This is a genomic window from Serratia symbiotica, from assembly GCF_000821185.2.
GTDB classification, from domain to species: Bacteria; Pseudomonadota; Gammaproteobacteria; order Enterobacterales; family Enterobacteriaceae; genus Serratia; species Serratia symbiotica.
Window position 1 is genome coordinate 2919040 of record NZ_CP050855.1, and the last position, 16936, is coordinate 2935975.

The 16936-nt window shown below is 50.1% G+C and carries 29 protein-coding genes and 1 pseudogene; 5 read left to right on the forward strand and 25 right to left on the reverse strand.

Going from position 1 to position 16936, the window contains the following annotated elements:
* Positions 1 to 4 precede the first annotated feature (4 nt).
* The 5 genes and pseudogenes from fmt to SYMBAF_RS17950 all read left to right on the forward strand — a co-directional run.
* On the forward strand, positions 5 to 949 hold the full coding sequence (gene fmt / locus SYMBAF_RS14465; protein ID WP_040263544.1) for a methionyl-tRNA formyltransferase: 945 nt from the start codon (positions 5 to 7) through the stop codon (positions 947 to 949).
* 61 nt (positions 950 to 1010) lie between these two features.
* Positions 1011 to 2300 carry a 16S rRNA (cytosine(967)-C(5))-methyltransferase RsmB gene (gene rsmB, locus SYMBAF_RS14470; RefSeq protein WP_040263904.1) on the forward strand — a complete coding sequence of 430 codons (1290 nt, stop codon included), beginning with the start codon at positions 1011 to 1013 and terminating at the stop codon, positions 2298 to 2300.
* 55 nt (positions 2301 to 2355) lie between these two features.
* Positions 2356 to 3732 carry a Trk system potassium transporter TrkA gene (gene trkA, locus SYMBAF_RS14475; protein WP_040263545.1) on the forward strand — a complete coding sequence of 459 codons (1377 nt, stop codon included), beginning with the start codon at positions 2356 to 2358 and terminating at the stop codon, positions 3730 to 3732.
* 124 nt (positions 3733 to 3856) lie between these two features.
* Positions 3857 to 4270, forward strand: coding sequence for a large-conductance mechanosensitive channel protein MscL (mscL, locus tag SYMBAF_RS14480; protein WP_040263547.1), 414 nt, complete (start codon positions 3857 to 3859; stop codon positions 4268 to 4270).
* An 83-nt stretch (positions 4271 to 4353) separates the two neighbouring features.
* Positions 4354 to 4542, forward strand: a pseudogene (locus SYMBAF_RS17950) (IS1/IS1595 family N-terminal zinc-binding domain-containing protein); the annotation flags it as partial.
* A gap of 45 nt (positions 4543 to 4587) precedes the next feature.
* On the opposite strand, the gene zntR reads toward SYMBAF_RS17950, so the two are convergent.
* The 25 genes from zntR to rplB all read right to left on the reverse strand — a co-directional run bounded on the left by zntR (position 4588) and on the right by rplB (position 16922).
* Positions 4588 to 5019: a Zn(2+)-responsive transcriptional regulator gene (gene zntR, locus SYMBAF_RS14485; protein WP_040263552.1), complete on the reverse strand. Its 432-nt coding sequence runs from the start codon at positions 5017 to 5019 to the stop codon at positions 4588 to 4590.
* Between the two features lie 141 nt (positions 5020 to 5160).
* Positions 5161 to 5550 (reverse strand): 50S ribosomal protein L17, encoded by a 390-nt coding sequence (gene rplQ / locus SYMBAF_RS14490; RefSeq protein ID WP_004929726.1) that lies wholly within the window; start codon positions 5548 to 5550, stop codon positions 5161 to 5163.
* A gap of 40 nt (positions 5551 to 5590) precedes the next feature.
* The gene (locus SYMBAF_RS14495; protein ID WP_040263555.1) at positions 5591 to 6580 is read right to left on the reverse strand and encodes a DNA-directed RNA polymerase subunit alpha; all 990 of its coding nucleotides are present in this window, start codon (positions 6578 to 6580) and stop codon (positions 5591 to 5593) included.
* A 26-nt stretch (positions 6581 to 6606) separates the two neighbouring features.
* The gene (gene rpsD, locus SYMBAF_RS14500) at positions 6607 to 7227 is read right to left on the reverse strand and encodes a 30S ribosomal protein S4 (RefSeq protein WP_006709758.1); all 621 of its coding nucleotides are present in this window, start codon (positions 7225 to 7227) and stop codon (positions 6607 to 6609) included.
* 33 nt (positions 7228 to 7260) lie between these two features.
* Entirely contained in the window at positions 7261 to 7650 is a 390-nt protein-coding gene (rpsK, locus tag SYMBAF_RS14505) for a 30S ribosomal protein S11 (RefSeq protein WP_004951128.1), read from the reverse strand.
* Between the two features lie 16 nt (positions 7651 to 7666).
* Complete coding sequence (gene rpsM, locus SYMBAF_RS14510; protein WP_004951130.1) at positions 7667 to 8023, reverse strand: 30S ribosomal protein S13; 357 nt, start codon at positions 8021 to 8023, stop codon at positions 7667 to 7669.
* A gap of 145 nt (positions 8024 to 8168) precedes the next feature.
* Positions 8169 to 8285 (reverse strand): 50S ribosomal protein L36, encoded by a 117-nt coding sequence (rpmJ, locus tag SYMBAF_RS14515; protein ID WP_071837516.1) that lies wholly within the window; start codon positions 8283 to 8285, stop codon positions 8169 to 8171.
* 33 nt (positions 8286 to 8318) lie between these two features.
* Positions 8319 to 9650 carry a preprotein translocase subunit SecY gene (secY, locus tag SYMBAF_RS14520; RefSeq protein WP_040263562.1) on the reverse strand — a complete coding sequence of 444 codons (1332 nt, stop codon included), beginning with the start codon at positions 9648 to 9650 and terminating at the stop codon, positions 8319 to 8321.
* An 8-nt stretch (positions 9651 to 9658) separates the two neighbouring features.
* Positions 9659 to 10093, reverse strand: a complete 435-nt coding sequence (gene rplO / locus SYMBAF_RS14525) for a 50S ribosomal protein L15 (RefSeq protein WP_006709761.1) — start codon at positions 10091 to 10093, stop codon at positions 9659 to 9661.
* A 3-nt stretch (positions 10094 to 10096) separates the two neighbouring features.
* Positions 10097 to 10276, reverse strand: a complete 180-nt coding sequence (gene rpmD / locus SYMBAF_RS14530) for a 50S ribosomal protein L30 (RefSeq protein WP_037389659.1) — start codon at positions 10274 to 10276, stop codon at positions 10097 to 10099.
* 5 nt (positions 10277 to 10281) lie between these two features.
* Positions 10282 to 10782 (reverse strand): 30S ribosomal protein S5, encoded by a 501-nt coding sequence (rpsE, locus tag SYMBAF_RS14535; protein ID WP_004956164.1) that lies wholly within the window; start codon positions 10780 to 10782, stop codon positions 10282 to 10284.
* 14 nt (positions 10783 to 10796) lie between these two features.
* On the reverse strand, positions 10797 to 11150 hold the full coding sequence (rplR, locus tag SYMBAF_RS14540) for a 50S ribosomal protein L18 (protein ID WP_040263568.1): 354 nt from the start codon (positions 11148 to 11150) through the stop codon (positions 10797 to 10799).
* Positions 11151 to 11159: 9 nt separating this feature from the next.
* Positions 11160 to 11693 (reverse strand): 50S ribosomal protein L6, encoded by a 534-nt coding sequence (gene rplF / locus SYMBAF_RS14545; RefSeq protein ID WP_040263570.1) that lies wholly within the window; start codon positions 11691 to 11693, stop codon positions 11160 to 11162.
* Positions 11694 to 11707: 14 nt separating this feature from the next.
* Positions 11708 to 12100: a 30S ribosomal protein S8 gene (gene rpsH / locus SYMBAF_RS14550; RefSeq protein ID WP_006709765.1), complete on the reverse strand. Its 393-nt coding sequence runs from the start codon at positions 12098 to 12100 to the stop codon at positions 11708 to 11710.
* Positions 12101 to 12130: 30 nt separating this feature from the next.
* A complete protein-coding gene (gene rpsN / locus SYMBAF_RS14555; protein WP_004956173.1) occupies positions 12131 to 12436 on the reverse strand; it encodes a 30S ribosomal protein S14 in 306 nt (101 codons plus the stop codon).
* A 14-nt stretch (positions 12437 to 12450) separates the two neighbouring features.
* Positions 12451 to 12990 carry a 50S ribosomal protein L5 gene (gene rplE / locus SYMBAF_RS14560; RefSeq protein ID WP_006709766.1) on the reverse strand — a complete coding sequence of 180 codons (540 nt, stop codon included), beginning with the start codon at positions 12988 to 12990 and terminating at the stop codon, positions 12451 to 12453.
* 14 nt (positions 12991 to 13004) lie between these two features.
* Complete coding sequence (gene rplX, locus SYMBAF_RS14565; RefSeq protein ID WP_040263574.1) at positions 13005 to 13319, reverse strand: 50S ribosomal protein L24; 315 nt, start codon at positions 13317 to 13319, stop codon at positions 13005 to 13007.
* Positions 13320 to 13329: 10 nt separating this feature from the next.
* Positions 13330 to 13701: a 50S ribosomal protein L14 gene (gene rplN, locus SYMBAF_RS14570; protein ID WP_040263576.1), complete on the reverse strand. Its 372-nt coding sequence runs from the start codon at positions 13699 to 13701 to the stop codon at positions 13330 to 13332.
* Positions 13702 to 13872: 171 nt separating this feature from the next.
* On the reverse strand, positions 13873 to 14127 hold the full coding sequence (gene rpsQ / locus SYMBAF_RS14575) for a 30S ribosomal protein S17 (protein WP_040263578.1): 255 nt from the start codon (positions 14125 to 14127) through the stop codon (positions 13873 to 13875).
* On the reverse strand, positions 14128 to 14319 hold the full coding sequence (gene rpmC, locus SYMBAF_RS14580; protein WP_006709770.1) for a 50S ribosomal protein L29: 192 nt from the start codon (positions 14317 to 14319) through the stop codon (positions 14128 to 14130). It abuts the gene before it with no gap.
* Positions 14319 to 14729 (reverse strand): 50S ribosomal protein L16, encoded by a 411-nt coding sequence (gene rplP / locus SYMBAF_RS14585; RefSeq protein ID WP_006709771.1) that lies wholly within the window; start codon positions 14727 to 14729, stop codon positions 14319 to 14321. Before rplP ends, rpmC begins: the two co-directional genes overlap by 1 nt.
* A gap of 12 nt (positions 14730 to 14741) precedes the next feature.
* Entirely contained in the window at positions 14742 to 15440 is a 699-nt protein-coding gene (rpsC, locus tag SYMBAF_RS14590; RefSeq protein ID WP_040263580.1) for a 30S ribosomal protein S3, read from the reverse strand.
* Between the two features lie 17 nt (positions 15441 to 15457).
* A complete protein-coding gene (gene rplV / locus SYMBAF_RS14595) occupies positions 15458 to 15790 on the reverse strand; it encodes a 50S ribosomal protein L22 (protein ID WP_002223844.1) in 333 nt (110 codons plus the stop codon).
* A 14-nt stretch (positions 15791 to 15804) separates the two neighbouring features.
* Positions 15805 to 16083: a 30S ribosomal protein S19 gene (gene rpsS / locus SYMBAF_RS14600; RefSeq protein ID WP_004929772.1), complete on the reverse strand. Its 279-nt coding sequence runs from the start codon at positions 16081 to 16083 to the stop codon at positions 15805 to 15807.
* Positions 16084 to 16097: 14 nt separating this feature from the next.
* Positions 16098 to 16922 (reverse strand): 50S ribosomal protein L2, encoded by an 825-nt coding sequence (rplB, locus tag SYMBAF_RS14605; protein ID WP_040263587.1) that lies wholly within the window; start codon positions 16920 to 16922, stop codon positions 16098 to 16100.
* Between the last annotated feature and the right edge of the window lie 14 nt (positions 16923 to 16936).

Below are 16936 nucleotides of genomic sequence, written 5' to 3' on the forward strand. Positions count from 1 at the left end.
CAGCGTGTCTGACTCTTTACGGATTATTTTCGCCGGAACACCAGACTTCGCAACGCGTCACCTTGACGCGTTGTTATCATCTGAGCACCAGATCGTCGGCGTATTTACCCAGCCCGATCGTCCGGCTGGACGTGGCAATAAGCTAACACCGAGTTCAGTCAAGGTGCTGGCGGAACGGCATCAACTGCCGGTGTTTCAGCCGAAATCATTACGGCCTGAAGAGAATCAGCAACTGGTTGCCGATCTTAACGCCGATGTGATGGTTGTGGTGGCTTATGGACTGCTTTTGCCGAAAACAGTATTGGATATGCCCCATTTGGGCTGCATTAACGTGCACGGTTCACTGCTGCCACGCTGGCGTGGTGCGGCACCAATCCAGCGTTCTTTGTGGGCAGGCGACAACGAAACCGGGGTGACCATCATGCAGATGGATGTGGGGTTGGATACCGGCGACATGATACACAAGATCGTTTGTCCTATCGAAGCAACAGATACCAGCGCCAGCCTATATGACAAACTGGCCGAATTTGGCCCGCAGGGGCTGCTGACAACGTTACAACTGTTGGCAGATGGCACGGTTAAACGTGAAGTTCAGAATGAGGCGCAGGTGACCTACGCTGAGAAACTGAGCAAAGAAGAAGCGCGCCTGGACTGGAGCCTGTCCGCTGCGCAGTTAGAGCGTTGCATTCGCGCCTTTAACCCATGGCCGGTCAGTTACTTCACCGTGGATGGGCAGCCGGTGAAAGTTTGGCAAGCCAGTGTGCTGGTGGAAACCGCAGACGCAGAACCAGGCACCATTGTCCATGCCGACAAGCACGGCATTCAGGTGGCGACTGCCAACGGCATTCTTAACCTAACCCAGTTGCAGCCAGCAGGGAAAAAACCGATGTCAGCGCAGGATTTACTGAATTCACGCCGCGCATGGTTTACCCCTGGCAACCAGTTGTAGCCTCCTCCATAGCCCGGCCATTAATCGCCGGGCTGTTTCTTTTTTAATGCTGACCGTTATCATGAAAAACAATTACAACCTCCGAAGTCACGCTGCCAAAGCCATCGGCCAGGTACTGGATCAAGGTCAGTCGCTCAGCACTGTCCTGCCAGCAATGCAAAGTACCATCAATGACAAGGATCGTGCATTGTTACAGGAACTGTGCTTCGGTACCTTACGCATGCTGCCCCAACTTGAATGGTGCATTCAGCAGTTGATGGCCAAGCCAATGATCGGCAAACAACGCACACTGCACTATTTACTGATGGTTGGCCTCTACCAACTGCTGTATACTCGCATCCCACCGCACGCGGTGCTAGCTGAAACGGTGAACGGTGCAGTAGCGCTGAAACGTCCGCAACTTAAAGGACTGATTAACGGCATATTACGCCAGTTTCAGCGTCAACAAGACGCGTTGATGCAGCACGCTGCCGATAACAACTGCCGCTACTTACACCCAAGCTGGCTGTTAAAACGCATCCAGCAGGCCTACCCGGCGCAGTGGGAGCAGATTGTCGATGCCAATAACCAGAAACCGCCAATGTGGCTGCGCGTCAACCGTCTGCATCACACCCGCGAAGCATACCTGCAACTGATGACCCAGGCCGGCATAGCAGCCGAACCTCACGCTGAATATACTGACGCACTACGCCTTCTAACACCGTGCGCTGTGAGCGCTCTGCCTGGCTTTGCCGATGGCTGGGTTACTGTACAGGATGCTTCGGCGCAGGGCTGTATTGCTCTGCTCGATCCACAAAACGGTGAACAAATCCTCGACCTGTGCGCGGCTCCTGGTGGCAAAACCACCCATATTCTGGAATCCGCGCCCAAGGCACAGGTGATGGCCATTGACATCGATGAGCACCGACTCACTCGTGTCAAAGAGAACCTCCAGCGCCTGCACTTGCATGCCGAGGTAAAACTGGGCGATGGCTGCACACCGCAACAGTGGTGCGGCAACAAACAGTTCGATCGCATTTTACTGGATGCTCCTTGCTCGGCCAGCGGCGTTATTCGCCGGCATCCCGACATCAAATGGCTACGTCGTGACCGTGATATCGCCGAGTTAGCTGGCCTACAGGCGAAAATGCTGGCAGCGATATGGCCACATTTGAAATCCGGCGGTGTGATGGTCTACGCCACTTGCTCGATCCTGCCGGAAGAAAACAGCGAACAAATCGCCGCCTTCCTGCAACACCATTACGACGCCAGGTTGGTCGAGACCGGTAGCCCAGAGCAGCCGGGCCGACAGAACCTTCCACATCCCAAGGATGGTGATGGCTTCTTTTACGCTAAGCTGATTAAAATATAATTCTTCAGGGCATGCCCCAGCCCCCTAAATCTTTCAGTGTGAAGCAGGGAACCAAATGAAAATAATTATTCTTGGTGCAGGCCAGGTTGGCGGTACGCTGGCGGAAAACCTGGTAGGCGAAAATAACGATATCACCGTCGTCGATACTAATTCTGGTCGCCTACGGCAATTACAGGATAAATTTGACCTGCGAGTGGTGCAGGGGCACGGTTCTCATCCGCGTGTACTACGCGAAGCCGGTGCCGAAGACGCAGATATGCTGGTCGCCGTCACCAACTCTGACGAAACTAATATGGTCGCCTGCCAGATCGCCTATTCGCTGTTTAATACCCCCAATCGTATTGCCCGTATACGTGCGCCAGACTACATCCGCGAGTCAGAGAAGCTATTCCAACCGGCAGCGGTGCCAATTGACCACCTGATTTCACCGGAACAACTAGTTATCGATTACATTTACAAGCTGATCGAATACCCCGGCGCACTACAAGTGGTGAACTTTGCCGAAGGCAAGATCAGCATCGTGGCGGTAAAAGCCTACTATGGTGGGCCGCTGGTAGGTAATGCGTTATCCTCAATGCGCGAGCATATGCCGCACATCGACACCCGTGTCGCCGCCATTTTCCGGCAGGATAGACCCATTCGCCCACAAGGTTCAACCATTATTGAAGCTGGGGATGAGGTATTCTTTGTCGCCGCTTCACAGCATATCCGTGCCGTAATGAGCGAACTGCAACGGTTGGAGAAACCCTATAAACGCATCATGATCGTCGGTGGTGGCAATGTTGGCGCTGGGCTGGCTCAGAGGCTGGAGAAGTCTTACAACGTGAAGCTGATTGAGCGTAATCGGCAACGTGCCACCGAACTGGCCGAGCAGCTTCATGATACTATCGTGTTTTATGGTGACGCCTCTGATCAGGAACTACTGGCAGAAGAACACGTCGATCAAGTGGACGTATTTATCGCTATCACCAACGACGATGAAGCCAACATTATGTCTGCCATGCTGGCAAAGCGGATGGGTGCCAAGAAAGTAATTGTGTTGATCCAGCGCCGTGCCTATGTCGATCTAGTACAGGGAAGCGTGATTGATATCGCTATTTCGCCACAGCAGGCAACGATTTCAGCATTGTTGGGCCACGTACGCAAAGCAGATATTGTCAGTGTTTCTTCATTACGCCGCGGTGTAGCCGAAGCAATTGAAGCCATCGCCCACGGTGATGAAAGTACCTCGAAAGTGGTTGGGCGGATCGTGGCAGAGATCAAACTGCCACCAGGCACTACCATCGGTGCCATTGTGCGCGGTGATGACGTTATTATCGCTAACCGCAACAGCAAAATTGAGCAGGGCGATCACGTTATTATGTTTATTACCGACAAGAAATTCGTCCCTGATGTAGAGCGGCTATTTCAGCCAAGTCCATTCTTCCTGTAGAACAAATCTATTAACAGATATTCTTCTCTGCCGAGGAAAGAGATAAAACTTTTTCCTCCATTTATGGCAAAGGGGAAGTACTTTGTTAAACTTGAGTTATTAATTTCTGCAAGGGGTGCGATCTATGAGTTTGTTGAAAGAGTTCCGTGAATTTGCCATACGTGGCAATGTGGTTGATCTAGCCGTGGGGGTTATTATTGGTGCGGCGTTTGGCAAGATCGTTTCATCTTTGGTTGCGGATATCATCATGCCACCACTGGGCTTACTGATCGGTGGTGTTGATTTCAAACAATTCCATTTGGTATTACGCGAAGCTCAAGGCACTGTTCCTGCTGTAGTGATAAACTACGGTTCATTTATTCAGACCATTTTCGATTTCGTTATTGTTGCTTTCGCTATTTTCCTAGCGATTAAATTAATGAACAAAGCGCGTCGTAAACAGGAAGAAAAGCCTGTTACCCCACCAGCACCAACCGCAGAAGAAAAACTGCTGACTGAAATTCGTGATTTGCTGAGCCAACAACAACCAAAACTGTAGAATACAGACTAGACCCATTCAAATAAAAGCGGTCGTGACGCCGATGTAGTGTTGGTGTACTCTTTCGGCTTTTGAATGCACCTATGACAAAGATTGATGTGGTTTATCCTCATTGTTCTGAAACGAAGAGGGTAATTCGGAACAGCCATTCCCGCTCAGGAGCACAGCTTTATCGCTGTAAACACTGCCTGAAAACCTTCCAGCTCAGCTATCGCTACAACAGCGCTAAACCCGCAACCCATCAGACCATTGTTGATATGGCGATGAAAGGTTAGTGTACTGTTGATATTGTCGTCCATGTAAAAATTAAAGGTTCCTCAGTGGCCTTTTTCGCACTTTTCATCCCTGGCACCCTGTTCCAGCGCTTCAAGGATAGAACAATAGTTACTGGAGTGGGCGGCACCGCAACAGGCATCGCTCAACCGCTTCAAGGACCCGTGCATCCGGGTTAACTCAGCCAACTTGTTTTCAACATCATTCAAGCGAGCATCAACGATAGACTTCGACTCCTTGCAGGTATGATGCTCTGGGTCGATGCGGATCGACAACAGTTCGGCGATCATCTCTAGCGTAAAACCTAATTGTTTGGCATAGCGGATAAAACGTAGGCGTTGCAGATCCTGATCGCTATACAGCCGATAGCCTCCTGCTGTACGGACATTATGATCCATCATGCCTTGCTTCTCATAGTAGCGTATCGTATCTGGAGTTACGTCAGCGAGCTTCGCCAATTGACCGATTTTGAACATCACTTTTCCTCCCAGCTAAATTTACCCTGCAACACACTTAGATATCATGTCGACTTAGTTAAAGGGATAGGGAGCTTAAGATCAATGGGAATTTGGGCGTAAAAAAACCGGGCAAGCCCGGTTTTTTTACGTGTCTACAGATTACTCTGCAGTTGCCACTTCTGCTTGAGACTCAGCACGATCAACCAGCTCGATGTATGCCATCGGTGCGTTGTCGCCCGCACGGAAGCCACACTTCAGAATACGAGTGTAACCCCCAGCACGGCTCGCAAAACGCGGGCCTAGCTCATTAAACAGTTTTGCCACGATCTCGTTATCACGAGTGCGGGCGAATGCCAGACGACGATTAGCTACGCTGTCGGTCTTGGCAAGAGTAATCAGCGGCTCAACAACGCGACGCAGCTCTTTCGCTTTTGGCAGGGTCGTCTTAATGATTTCATGACGAACCAAAGAGCCGGCCATGTTACGGAACATAGCCTGTCGATGGCTGCTGTTACGGTTCAATTGACGACCACTCTTACGATGGCGCATGACCTTATCCTTCTCAGTAAAACCTTAACCTGTGATCCGGTTACTCGTCAGCAATGCTTGCCGGCGGCCAGTTTTCCAGGCGCATGCCCAGAGACAGACCCCGTGAGGCCAGCACGTCTTTAATCTCAGTAAGAGATTTTTTACCCAGGTTCGGCGTTTTCAGCAACTCAACCTCGGTACGCTGTACCAGATCACCGATGTAGTGGATAGCTTCTGCCTTGAGGCAGTTAGCAGAGCGGACAGTCAATTCCAGATCGTCAACAGGGCGCAGCAGGATTGGATCGAACTCTGGTTTCTCTTCTTTTACTTCCGGTTGACGTACATCACGCAGATCAACGAAAGCTTCAAGTTGTTCAGCCAGAATGGTAGCCGCACGGCGGATCGCTTCTTCAGGATCGATCGCGCCATTGGTTTCCATCTCGATTATCAGCTTGTCCAAGTCAGTACGCTGTTCTACACGCGCTGCTTCAACATTGTAGGCAATACGCTCTACAGGGCTAAAGCAGGCATCAACCAACAGACGACCAATCGGGCGCTCATCTTCTTCCGAATGAATTCGGGCAGAAGCCGGCACATAACCACGGCCACGCTGAACTTTGATACGCATACTGATAGCAGCGTTTTCATCGGTCAAATGGCAGATTACATGCTGCGGCTTGACGATTTCGACATCACCATCATGGATGATATCGGCAGCGGTCACAGGGCCAATGCCAGATTTATTCAGGGTAAGAATAACTTCGTCTTTTCCTTGAACTCTCACCGCCAGCCCTTTCAGGTTGAGCAGGATCTCCAGGATATCTTCCTGTACGCCTTCTTTGGTGCTGTACTCATGCAGTACACCATCAATCTCAACCTCGGTCACCGCGCAACCCGGCATAGATGAAAGCAGAATACGGCGCAGTGCGTTGCCAAGAGTATGGCCAAAGCCACGCTCTAAAGGCTCAAGGGTCACCTTGGCGTGCGTCGAACTAATTTGCTCGATATCTACCAGGCGCGGTTTTAGAAACTCTGTCACAGAACCCTGCATTGTGTCCTCTCTTTGAAACTCAAGCTTTACTTGGAGTAAAGCTCGACGATCAGGTGTTCGTTAATGTCCGCAGACAGATCAGTACGTTCAGGAATACGTTTGAACACACCTTCCATCTTGAGCGCATCAACTTCCAGCCAAGTCGGCTTTTCGCGCTGCTCAGCCAGCTCCAAAGAAGCTTTAACACGAGATTGCTTTTTAGCCTTCTCGCGGATGCTGACTACGTCATTCGGAGATACCTGATAAGAAGCGATGTTAACAACACGACCGTTTACCATAATTGCTTTGTGGCTAACCAACTGACGTGACTCTGCACGCGTAGCGCCGAAGCCCATACGGTAGACAACGTTGTCCAGACGACCTTCCAGCAACTGCAACAAGTTTGCACCAGTGTTGCCCTTCAGGCGTGCTGCTTCTTTATAATAGTTACGGAACTGACGCTCCAGAACACCGTACATACGACGAACTTTCTGCTTCTCACGTAACTGTACACCATAGTCAGACAGACGCGGCTTACGCGCACCATGTTGACCAGGAGGTTGATCAATTTTGCACTTTGAATCGATCGCACGAACGCCAGACTTCAGGAACAGGTCTGTACCCTCGCGGCGGCTAAGCTTGAGCTTAGGACCCAAATATCTTGCCATTTTCTTTCTCCAACAATCCGAAAAACAGCGGCGTTATACGCGGCGCTTCTTCGGCGGACGACAACCGTTATGAGGGATCGGAGTCACATCGGTGATATTAGTGATGCGAAAACCTGCCGCATTCAGAGCGCGGATAGTAGACTCACGACCAGGACCAGGTCCTTTAACCATAACTTCCAGGTTCTTGATACCGTATTCTTTTACTGCGTCAGCACAACGTTCTGCGGCAACCTGTGCTGCGAACGGAGTAGACTTACGAGAACCACGGAAACCGGAACCACCGGCAGTTGCCCAACCCAAAGCATTACCCTGACGATCGGTAATAGTTACAATAGTGTTGTTGAAAGAAGCATGGACATGAGCCACGCCATCAGAGACTTGCTTTCTTACACGCTTACGTGTACGAACAGGTGCCTTTGCCATTATTCAATCACCCCGATTACTTCTTGATCGGTTTACGCGGACCCTTACGGGTACGTGCGTTGGTCTTAGTACGCTGACCGCGAACTGGCAGACCACGACGATGACGCAAACCACGATATGTACCAAGATCCATCAGACGCTTGATGCTCAGGGTAACTTCACGACGCAAATCACCTTCAACAGTGAATTTGGCAACTGCTTCACGCAGTTGTTCAATTTGCTCTTCAGACAGCTCACTGATCTTAACATTTTCAGCAATACCCGTAGAGGCACAGATAGACTGTGAACGGGTTTTACCGATTCCGAAGATCGACGTTAATGCGATTACGGTATGTTTATGATCAGGAATGTTAATGCCTGCTATACGGGCCACTATGCACTCCTACTATTTATACAGCAACACCATTCTGAAAAGCCCGTTTTCAGGATACTCAAATAGCATTGCAGCAACATACAAAAGATTGGCTGGCTAATCTAGCCAGCTCAACCCAACTTTGCAAGAAAAATATGCGAGATAATCAGCCTTGACGCTGCTTATGCTTCGGCTCAGCGCTGCAAATCACACGAACAACACCGTTACGCTTAACGATTTTGCAGCTACGACATAATTTCTTGACGGAAGCACGAACTTTCATTTTTACTCTCCGTAACTTCTCAAACCAATCTGACTAGCGGTTATAACCTTTCAGATTTGCTTTCTTCAATGCAGACTCGTACTGACTTGACATCATCAGAGTTTGCACTTGAGCCATAAAGTCCATGATGACGACAACCACAATCAGTAGCGAGGTACCACCAAAGTAGAATGGTACTTTCATTGCATCACGCATGAACTCCGGGATCAGGCAGATAAAGGTAATATATATCGCGCCCACAAATGTTAAACGCGTCATCACTTTATCGATGTACTTCGCCGTTTGCTCTCCCGGACGAATTCCTGGTACGAAGGCACCGGACTTCTTCAGGTTATCTGCTGTCTCGCGCGGGTTGAAAACCAACGCCGTGTAAAAGAAACAGAAGAAGATGATTGCAGACGCATAGAGTAACACATAAAGCGGTTGCCCTGGCTGCAAATACAACGAGACCGTTGTCAGCCAGTTCCAACCGGTACCGCCCCCAAACCAAGACGCAATCGTGGCCGGGAACAGAATAATGCTGGAAGCGAAAATTGCTGGGATTACGCCCGCCATGTTCACTTTCAACGGTAAGTGTGTGCTCTGTGCAGCATAAACACGACGACCTTGTTGACGTTTCGCATAGTTAACGACGATACGGCGTTGACCACGCTCGATGAAAACAACGAAGAAAGTTACTGCAAACACCAATACTGCAACCAACAGCAACAAGAGGAAGTGCAGGTCACCTTGCCTGGCTTGCTCAATAGTATGGGCCACTGCTGGCGGAAGTCCCGCTACAATACCCGCGAAAATGATGATCGAGATACCGTTACCGATACCACGCTCAGTAATCTGCTCACCCAGCCACATCAGGAACATCGTCCCGGTTACCAGGCTCACAACCGCAGTAAAGTAGAATGCAAAGCCTGGATTCATTACCAAGCCCTGCATGCCAGGCATATTAGGCAGACCGGTAGCAATACCGATCGACTGGAATATGGCCAACACCAGCGTACCGTAACGGGTGTACTGGCTAATCTTGCGACGACCAGCTTCCCCTTCTTTCTTGATTTCCGCCAACGCTGGGTGAACCACCGTTAGCAGTTGGATAATGATCGACGCCGAAATATACGGCATGATACCCAATGCAAAGATAGAAGCACGGCTGAGGGCACCACCAGAGAACATGTTGAACATTTCAATGATAGTGCCTCTCTGCTGCTCAAGCAATTTGGCAAGCACAGTGGCATCAATACCAGGAATCGGAATAAAAGAGCCGATACGGAAGACAATCAGCGCGCCAATGACAAACAAAAGTCTGCGCTTCAGCTCACCTAGCCCGCCTTTAGCACTTTGAAAATCTAATCCTGGTTGCTTAGCCATCAGCTCACTTATTCCTCAATTTTACCGCCAGCAGCCTCGATAGCAGCACGAGCGCCTTTGGTGACACGCAGACCACGCAGGGTAACCGGACGAGCCACTTCACCAGAAAGTATAACTTTCACGAACTCGATTTGGATACCAACAACGTTAGCGGCTTTCAACGTATTCAGGTCGATAACATCGCCTTCAACTAGAGCCAGTTCAGACAGACGAACTTCTGCCGTGATCATCGCTTTGCGTGAAGTGAAGCCGAATTTCGGCAAACGACGGTACAAAGGTATCTGACCACCTTCAAAACCACGACGTACGCCACCACCAGAACGAGACTTCTGACCTTTGTGACCACGGCCGCCGGTTTTACCCAGGCCAGAACCAATACCACGACCTACACGTTTCGGCGCATGCTTGGCACCTTCAGCCGGAGACAGAGTATTTAAACGCATCTGTTACTCCTCAACTTTAACCATGTAGGAAACCAGGTTGATCATACCGCGTAAAGCAGGCGTATCCTCGCGCTCTACGGTGTGACCAATACGACGCAGACCCAGACCGAGCAGTGTAGCTTTATGCTTCGGTAAACGGCCAATGGAGCTGCGAACTTGTGTTACTTTGATAGTCTTAGCCATGGTCATTACCCCAGAATGTCTGCAACGGATTTACCACGCTTGGCAGCGACCATCTCAGGAGACTTCATATTTGCCAAAGCATCAATAGTTGCACGAACCACGTTGATCGGGTTGGTGGAACCATAAGCTTTAGCCAATACGTTGTGCACCCCAGCGACTTCAAGGACGGCGCGCATTGCACCACCGGCGATAATACCGGTACCTTCGGAAGCCGGCTGCATGAAGACACGGGAACCCGTATGAGCGCCTTTAACAGGATGCTGTAGGGTACCGCTATTCAGCGCGACATTCATCATGTTGCGACGGGCTTTTTCCATCGCTTTCTGGATCGCTGCCGGAACTTCGCGTGCTTTGCCGTAGCCAAAACCAACGCGACCGTTACCATCACCAACGACAGTCAGTGCGGTAAAGCTGAAAATGCGGCCACCTTTTACGGTTTTAGATACGCGATTTACCGCGATCAGCTTTTCCTGCAGTTCGCCAGCTTGTTTTTCGATGTGAGCCATCTTAAACCTCTTCCTTAGAACTGAAGGCCAGCTTCACGGGCAGCATCTGCCAGTGCCTGGACTCGACCATGATATTGGAAACCGGAACGGTCAAAAGAGACTTTCGCAATCCCTTTTTCCAACGCGCGCTCAGCCAGAGCTTTACCTACGGCTGCTGCTGCGTCTTTGTTACCGGAATACTTCAATTGCTCAGTGATAGCCTTTTCTAAAGTAGAAGCGGCCACCAGAACTTCAGAACCGTTCGGAGCAATTACCTGTGCATACATATGGCGAGGGGTACGGTGTACCACCAAGCGAGTTGCACCGAGTTCTTTGAGCTTACGTCGTGCGCGGGTCGCACGACGGATACGAGCAGATTTCTTATCCATAGTGTTACCTTACTTCTTCTTAGCCTCTTTGGTACGCACGACTTCGTCGGCGTAACGGACACCCTTGCCTTTATAAGGCTCAGGACGGCGGTAGGCACGCAGATCTGCAGCAGCCTGGCCAATAACCTGCTTATCAACGCCTTTCAGCACGATTTCAGTTTGGCTTGGGCATTCAGCAGTGATACCTGCTGGCAACTGATGTTCGATTGGGTGAGAGAAGCCCAGAGCTAAATTCACCACGTTGCCTTTTACAGCAGCACGATAACCAACACCTACCAGTTGAAGCTTCTTGGTGAAGCCATCGGTAACACCAACTACCATTGCGTTCAGCAGCGCACGCGTAGTACCCGCTTGGGCCCAAGCGTTAGCAAAACCTTCGCGCGGAGCAAAATTCAGCGCATTAGCTTCTTGCTTTACGATAACGGCGTCGTGGACAGTACGAGTCAGCTCGCCGTTCTTACCCTTAATCGAAATAACCTGACCGTTGAGTTTTACCTCTACGCCGGCAGGAATGACGACGGGTGCTTTTGCAACACGAGACATTCTTTCCTCCCGAATTAAGCTACGTAGCAGATAATCTCGCCACCAAGACCAGCTTGGCGAGCTGCACGATCAGTCATAACACCTTTAGAGGTAGAAACAACAGCGATACCCAAGCCAGCCATAACTTTTGGCAGCTCATCTTTTTTCTTATAGATGCGCAAACCTGGACGACTGATACGCTGAATGCTTTCTACCACTGCGTTGCCCTGGAAATACTTCAGTACCAGTTCCAGAACAGGCTTGGTGCCGCCTTCGATTTTGAAATCTTCAATAAAACCTTCTTCCTTCAGCACGTTGGCAATTGCCACTTTCAGCTTAGAGGAAGGCATGGTGACCGCAACTTTGTTCGCGGCTTGACCGTTACGGATACGGGTCAGCATATCCGCGATCGGATCTTGCATGCTCATCTGTCTTTACTCCCGTGATTCAATTGGTAATTACCAGCTAGCCTTCTTCAAGCCTGGTACTTCACCGCGCATGGCGGCTTCACGCAGCTTGATACGGCTCAACCCGAATTTGCCCACATAACCATGTGGACGACCAGTTTGGCGGCAGCGATTGCGCTGACGAGATGGGCTGGAATCACGCGGCAGAGTTTGCAGCTTGAGGACTGCATTCCAACGATCTTCGTCGGATGCGTTCACATCAGAGATAATAGCTTTCAGTTCAGCGCGTTTTGCAAAGAACTTGTCAGCTAATTTCACGCGCTTGACTTCGCGTGCTTTCATTGATTGCTTAGCCATAAGTCAACCCTGCCTTACTTGCGGAACGGGAAGTTAAAAGCAGCCAACAGCGCGCGGCCTTCATCATCAGATTTCGCAGTAGTAGTTATGGTAATATCCAAACCACGCACGCGATCGACTTTGTCATAGTCGATTTCTGGGAAGATGATTTGCTCACGCACACCCATGCTGTAGTTACCACGACCATCGAATGACTTGGCAGACAGGCCACGGAAGTCACGGATACGTGGAACAGCAATGGAAATCAGACGCTCGAAGAACTCCCACATGCGTTCGCCACGCAGAGTTACTTTACAGCCGATCGGATAGCCCTGGCGGATTTTGAAGCCTGCAACAGATTTGCGGGCTTTGGTGATCAGCGGCTTTTGACCGGAGATTGCTGTCAGATCCGCTGCTGCGTTATCCAGCAGTTTTTTGTCAGCGATCGCTTCACCAACACCCATATTCAGGGTGATCTTCTCGACCCGAGGGACTTGCATGACAGAGTTGTAATCAAACTGAGACATCAGTTGTTTGATTACCTCGTCTTTGTAGTAATCATGCAGTTTCGCCATCGTATTACTCCAAATTACTTGATAGTTTCGCTGTTAGACTTGAAGAAACGGACTTTTTTGCCGTCTTCGAATCTAAAACCTACACGGTCAGCCTTACCGGTAGCCGCGTTGAAGAGGGCAATGTTGGAAACCTGAATTGCAGCTTCTTTTTCAACAATACCGCCTGGTTGATTCAGAGCCGGAACCGGCTTCTGGTGTTTCTTAACCAGATTGATACCTTCAACGATGACCTTGCCAGAAGACAGGACATTTTTTACTTTACCGCGTTTACCTTTGTCTTTCCCGGTAATAACGATAACTTCATCTTCACGACGGATTTTCGCTGCCATGGTTCGCTCCTTAGAGTACTTCTGGTGCCAGAGAGATAATTTTCATGAACCTTTCATTACGCAGTTCACGAGTTACCGGCCCAAAAATACGCGTACCGATAGGCTGCTCGCTATTATTATTTAAAATAACGCATGCATTACCATCGAAGCGAATGACAGAACCGTCCGGGCGACGTACACCCTTCTTGGTGCGCACCACTACCGCCTTCAGCACATCGCCTTTCTTCACCTTACCGCGAGGAATTGCTTCCTTGATGGTAATTTTGATGATGTCGCCGACGCCTGCGTAGCGACGGTGCGAGCCACCTAGAACCTTGATACACATTACGCGACGTGCACCGGAGTTGTCGGCGACGTTCAGCATAGTCTGTTCTTGGATCATTTTAGTGCTCCGCTAATGTCAACTACTACTTTAAGGACCCAAGAAATATCAGGTCGTTGAAAAGCCCCATAACTGAGGGCGCAGTATTGTAACACCGCTTCCAGAGTATGGGTAGAAAAAATAAACGGCCCACCTTCTGAGCCGTTTATTAAATGAGAACCAGCTGCTCTATTACAGAATCGCTTTATCTACAACGCGAACCAACGTCCAGGACTTAGTCTTGGACAATGGGCGGCATTCGCGGATTTCCACCACGTCGCCGATACCGCATTCGTTGTTCTCGTCATGTACGTGCAGTTTGGTTGTACGCTTGATGAATTTCCCATAGATTGGGTGTTTCACCGTGCGCTCAATAGCAACAACAATGGATTTCTCCATTTTGTCACTCACAACACACCCCTGCAGAGTACGGATAACATCGGTCATTTACACACCCGCCTTTTCGGTCAGTAAAGTCTTAACGCGTGCGACGTTACGACGCACTTGTTTCAACAGGTGAGTTTGTTGCAGTTGGCCACTGGCCACCTGCATGCGCAAGTTGAATTGCTCACGCAACAGGTTGAGCAGCTCAGTATTCAGCTCTTCAACGCCCTTTTCACGCAGCTCTTGTGCTTTCATTACATCACCGTCTTGGTTACAAAGGTGGTTCTGAGCGGCAGTTTCGATGTTGCCAGTGCGAATGCCTCGCGGGCAGCCTCTTCTGGCACGCCATCTATTTCATACAGAACCTTACCAGGCTGGATCTTGGAAACCCAATACTCCACGTTACCCTTACCGTTACCCATACGCACTTCCAACGGCTTCTCGGTGACCGGGGTGTCTGGGTATACACGGATCCAGACTTGACCTTGACGCTTAATTGCACGAGTAATTGTACGCCGAGCTGCTTCGATTTGACGCGCAGTCATCTGACCACGGTCAACAGCTTTTATGCCGAAAGTGCCGAAGTGAACATCTGTACCGTTCGCCAGACCGCGGTTGCGGCCTTTGTGCCTTTTACGGAATTTTGTACGCTTTGGTTGTAACATCAGCGAATCTCCTTACTTACGGCCTTTACGCTGCTGCTTTTTAGGTTGAGCAGCCGGTTCCGGTTGTTCAACTGCAGCCATACCACCAAGGATCTCACCTTTGAAGATCCATACCTTAACACCGATTACACCATAAGTGGTGTGCGCTTCAGATGTATTGTAATCGATATCCGCACGCAGAGTATGCAATGGAACACGACCTTCACGGTACCATTCGGTACGCGCGATTTCAGCACCGCCAAGACGGCCGCTTACTTCAACTTTGATACCTTTAGCGCCAAGACGCATTGCGTTCTGTACAGCACGCTTCATAGCACGACGGAACATGACACGGCGTTCCAACTGAGAAGTGATGCTGTCAGCAACCAATTTAGCGTCGAGTTCCGGTTTACGGACTTCAGCGATATTAATCTGTGCAGGAACACCAGCGATATCCGCTACGACCTTACGCAGTTTTTCAACATCTTCACCTTTCTTACCGATAACGATACCTGGACGAGCAGTGTGAATAGTCACACGGATGCTCTTAGCAGGACGCTCGATAACAATGCGTGAAACGGAAGCCTTCGCCAGTTCCTTAGCCAGGAATTGACGGACTTTAAAATCGCTGTCCAAGTTATCAGCGAATTCTTTGGTATTCGCATACCAAGTAGAGTTCCAAGGTTTGACAATACCCAGGCGAATACCATTAGGATGTACTTTCTGACCCATTGCTAGTCTCCAGAGTCTCAGCGATCGGACACAACCACAGTAATGTGGCTGGTGCGCTTCAGGATGCGATCTGCACGACCTTTTGCACGCGGCATAATGCGCTTCATGCTTGGGCCTTCGTCGACGAAGATTTTCGTGACTTTCAGATCATCAATGTCAGCGCCATCGTTGTGTTCTGCGTTAGCAATGGCAGACTCCAGCACTTTCTTAACCAAACCAGCAGCTTTCTTGTTGGTATAGGTCAGAGTTTCCAGAGCTTGCGACACTTTCTTACCGCGGATCAGGTCTGCAACAAGGCGAACCTTCTGAGCAGAAGAACGAGCGTGGCGATGTTTAGCGATAGTTTCCATCTCTTCCTCCTACCTTAGCGCTTTTTAGCTTTTTTATCAGCCGCATGGCCGCGATAAGTACGAGTCGGCGCAAATTCGCCCAGTTTGTGACCGACCATTTCATCGGAAACGAACACTGGTACGTGCTGACGACCATTATGGACAGCGATGGTCAAACCGATCATGTTAGGAAAGATCGTTGAACGACGGGACCAAGTGCGCAAAGGCTTCTTGTCACCGCTTTCCACCGCTTTCTCTACCTTCTTCAGCAAGTGCAGGTCAATAAAAGGACCTTTCTTGAGAGAACGTGGCATGGCTTATCCTCTAATTATTTTTTACTGCGGCGACGTACGATGAACTTATCAGTACGCTTGTTGCTACGGGTCTTCTTACCTTTGGTCTGAACGCCCCATGGAGTTACCGGGTGCTTACCAAAGTTACGACCTTCACCACCACCGTGCGGGTGATCGACTGGGTTCATCGCCGTACCGCGAACGGTAGGACGAACACCACGCCAACGTGCTGCACCTGCTTTACCCAAAACACGAAGCATATGTTCAGCGTTACCAACTTCACCTAAGGTGGCGCGGCAATCAACTGGAATTTTACGCATTTCGCCAGAGCGCAGACGCAGAGTTACATAGGAACCGTCTCGAGCAATGATCTGAACGTAGGCCCCAGCAGAACGCGCCAACTGGCCGCCTTTACCTGGTTTCATTTCTACGTTGTGAACCGTTGAACCCACTGGGATGTTGCGCATTGGCAGGGTGTTACCCGCTTTGATTGCAGCATCAACGCCAGATTGAATCTGGTCACCAGCTTTCAGACCTTTCGGTGCCAGGATGTAACGGCGTTCGCCGTCTTTGTACAGAACCAGTGCGATGTTCGCAGAACGGTTCGGATCGTATTCCAGGCGCTCAACCACAGCAGGGATACCGTCTTTGTTGCGCTTAAAGTCAACCAAACGGTAATGTTGCTTGTGACCACCACCGATATGACGGGTAGTGATGCGGCCGTTGTTGTTACGGCCACCGCTTTTGCTCAGTTTCTCAAGCAGCGGAGCATAGGGTTTACCCTTGTGCAGCTCAGGGTTAACCACTTTAACAACATGACGACGACCCGGAGATGTAGGTTTACATTTAACAATTGCCATTGTTCTTACTCCTC

What these genes read in the sequence shown, in the direction of transcription:
- rplN (WP_040263576.1), bottom strand. Translation starts at nt 13,701, where the DNA reads ATGATCCAAGAACAGACTATGCTGAACGTCGCCGACAACTCCGGTGCA.
- zntR (WP_040263552.1), bottom strand. Translation starts at nt 5,019, where the DNA reads ATGTTCAAAATCGGTCAATTGGCGAAGCTCGCTGACGTAACTCCAGAT.
- rplR (WP_040263568.1), bottom strand. Translation starts at nt 11,150, where the DNA reads ATGGATAAGAAATCTGCTCGTATCCGTCGTGCGACCCGCGCACGACGT.
- rpsC (WP_040263580.1), bottom strand. Translation starts at nt 15,440, where the DNA reads ATGGGTCAGAAAGTACATCCTAATGGTATTCGCCTGGGTATTGTCAAA.
- rplV (WP_002223844.1), bottom strand. Translation starts at nt 15,790, where the DNA reads ATGGAAACTATCGCTAAACATCGCCACGCTCGTTCTTCTGCTCAGAAG.
- rplP (WP_006709771.1), bottom strand. Translation starts at nt 14,729, where the DNA reads ATGTTACAACCAAAGCGTACAAAATTCCGTAAAAGGCACAAAGGCCGC.
- rpsH (WP_006709765.1), bottom strand. Translation starts at nt 12,100, where the DNA reads ATGAGCATGCAAGATCCGATCGCGGATATGCTGACCCGTATCCGTAAC.
- rplO (WP_006709761.1), bottom strand. Translation starts at nt 10,093, where the DNA reads ATGCGTTTAAATACTCTGTCTCCGGCTGAAGGTGCCAAGCATGCGCCG.
- rplX (WP_040263574.1), bottom strand. Translation starts at nt 13,319, where the DNA reads ATGGCAGCGAAAATCCGTCGTGAAGATGAAGTTATCGTTATTACCGGG.
- rpsQ (WP_040263578.1), bottom strand. Translation starts at nt 14,127, where the DNA reads ATGACCGATGTTATCCGTACTCTGCAGGGGTGTGTTGTGAGTGACAAA.
- rpsK (WP_004951128.1), bottom strand. Translation starts at nt 7,650, where the DNA reads ATGGCAAAGGCACCTGTTCGTACACGTAAGCGTGTAAGAAAGCAAGTC.
- rplQ (WP_004929726.1), bottom strand. Translation starts at nt 5,550, where the DNA reads ATGCGCCATCGTAAGAGTGGTCGTCAATTGAACCGTAACAGCAGCCAT.
- rplF (WP_040263570.1), bottom strand. Translation starts at nt 11,693, where the DNA reads ATGTCTCGTGTTGCAAAAGCACCCGTCGTCATTCCTGCCGGCGTAGAG.
- rpsN (WP_004956173.1), bottom strand. Translation starts at nt 12,436, where the DNA reads ATGGCTAAGCAATCAATGAAAGCACGCGAAGTCAAGCGCGTGAAATTA.
- rpmC (WP_006709770.1), bottom strand. Translation starts at nt 14,319, where the DNA reads ATGAAAGCACAAGAGCTGCGTGAAAAGGGCGTTGAAGAGCTGAATACT.
- rpmJ (WP_071837516.1), bottom strand. Translation starts at nt 8,285, where the DNA reads ATGAAAGTTCGTGCTTCCGTCAAGAAATTATGTCGTAGCTGCAAAATC.
- SYMBAF_RS14495 (WP_040263555.1), bottom strand. Translation starts at nt 6,580, where the DNA reads ATGCAGGGTTCTGTGACAGAGTTTCTAAAACCGCGCCTGGTAGATATC.
- rplB (WP_040263587.1), bottom strand. Translation starts at nt 16,922, where the DNA reads ATGGCAATTGTTAAATGTAAACCTACATCTCCGGGTCGTCGTCATGTT.
- rsmB (WP_040263904.1), top strand. Translation starts at nt 1,011, where the DNA reads ATGAAAAACAATTACAACCTCCGAAGTCACGCTGCCAAAGCCATCGGC.
- rpsE (WP_004956164.1), bottom strand. Translation starts at nt 10,782, where the DNA reads ATGGCTCACATCGAAAAACAAGCTGGCGAACTGCAGGAAAAGCTGATC.
- rpmD (WP_037389659.1), bottom strand. Translation starts at nt 10,276, where the DNA reads ATGGCTAAGACTATCAAAGTAACACAAGTTCGCAGCTCCATTGGCCGT.
- rpsD (WP_006709758.1), bottom strand. Translation starts at nt 7,227, where the DNA reads ATGGCAAGATATTTGGGTCCTAAGCTCAAGCTTAGCCGCCGCGAGGGT.
- trkA (WP_040263545.1), top strand. Translation starts at nt 2,356, where the DNA reads ATGAAAATAATTATTCTTGGTGCAGGCCAGGTTGGCGGTACGCTGGCG.
- rplE (WP_006709766.1), bottom strand. Translation starts at nt 12,990, where the DNA reads ATGGCGAAACTGCATGATTACTACAAAGACGAGGTAATCAAACAACTG.
- secY (WP_040263562.1), bottom strand. Translation starts at nt 9,650, where the DNA reads ATGGCTAAGCAACCAGGATTAGATTTTCAAAGTGCTAAAGGCGGGCTA.
- rpsS (WP_004929772.1), bottom strand. Translation starts at nt 16,083, where the DNA reads ATGCCACGTTCTCTCAAGAAAGGTCCTTTTATTGACCTGCACTTGCTG.
- mscL (WP_040263547.1), top strand. Translation starts at nt 3,857, where the DNA reads ATGAGTTTGTTGAAAGAGTTCCGTGAATTTGCCATACGTGGCAATGTG.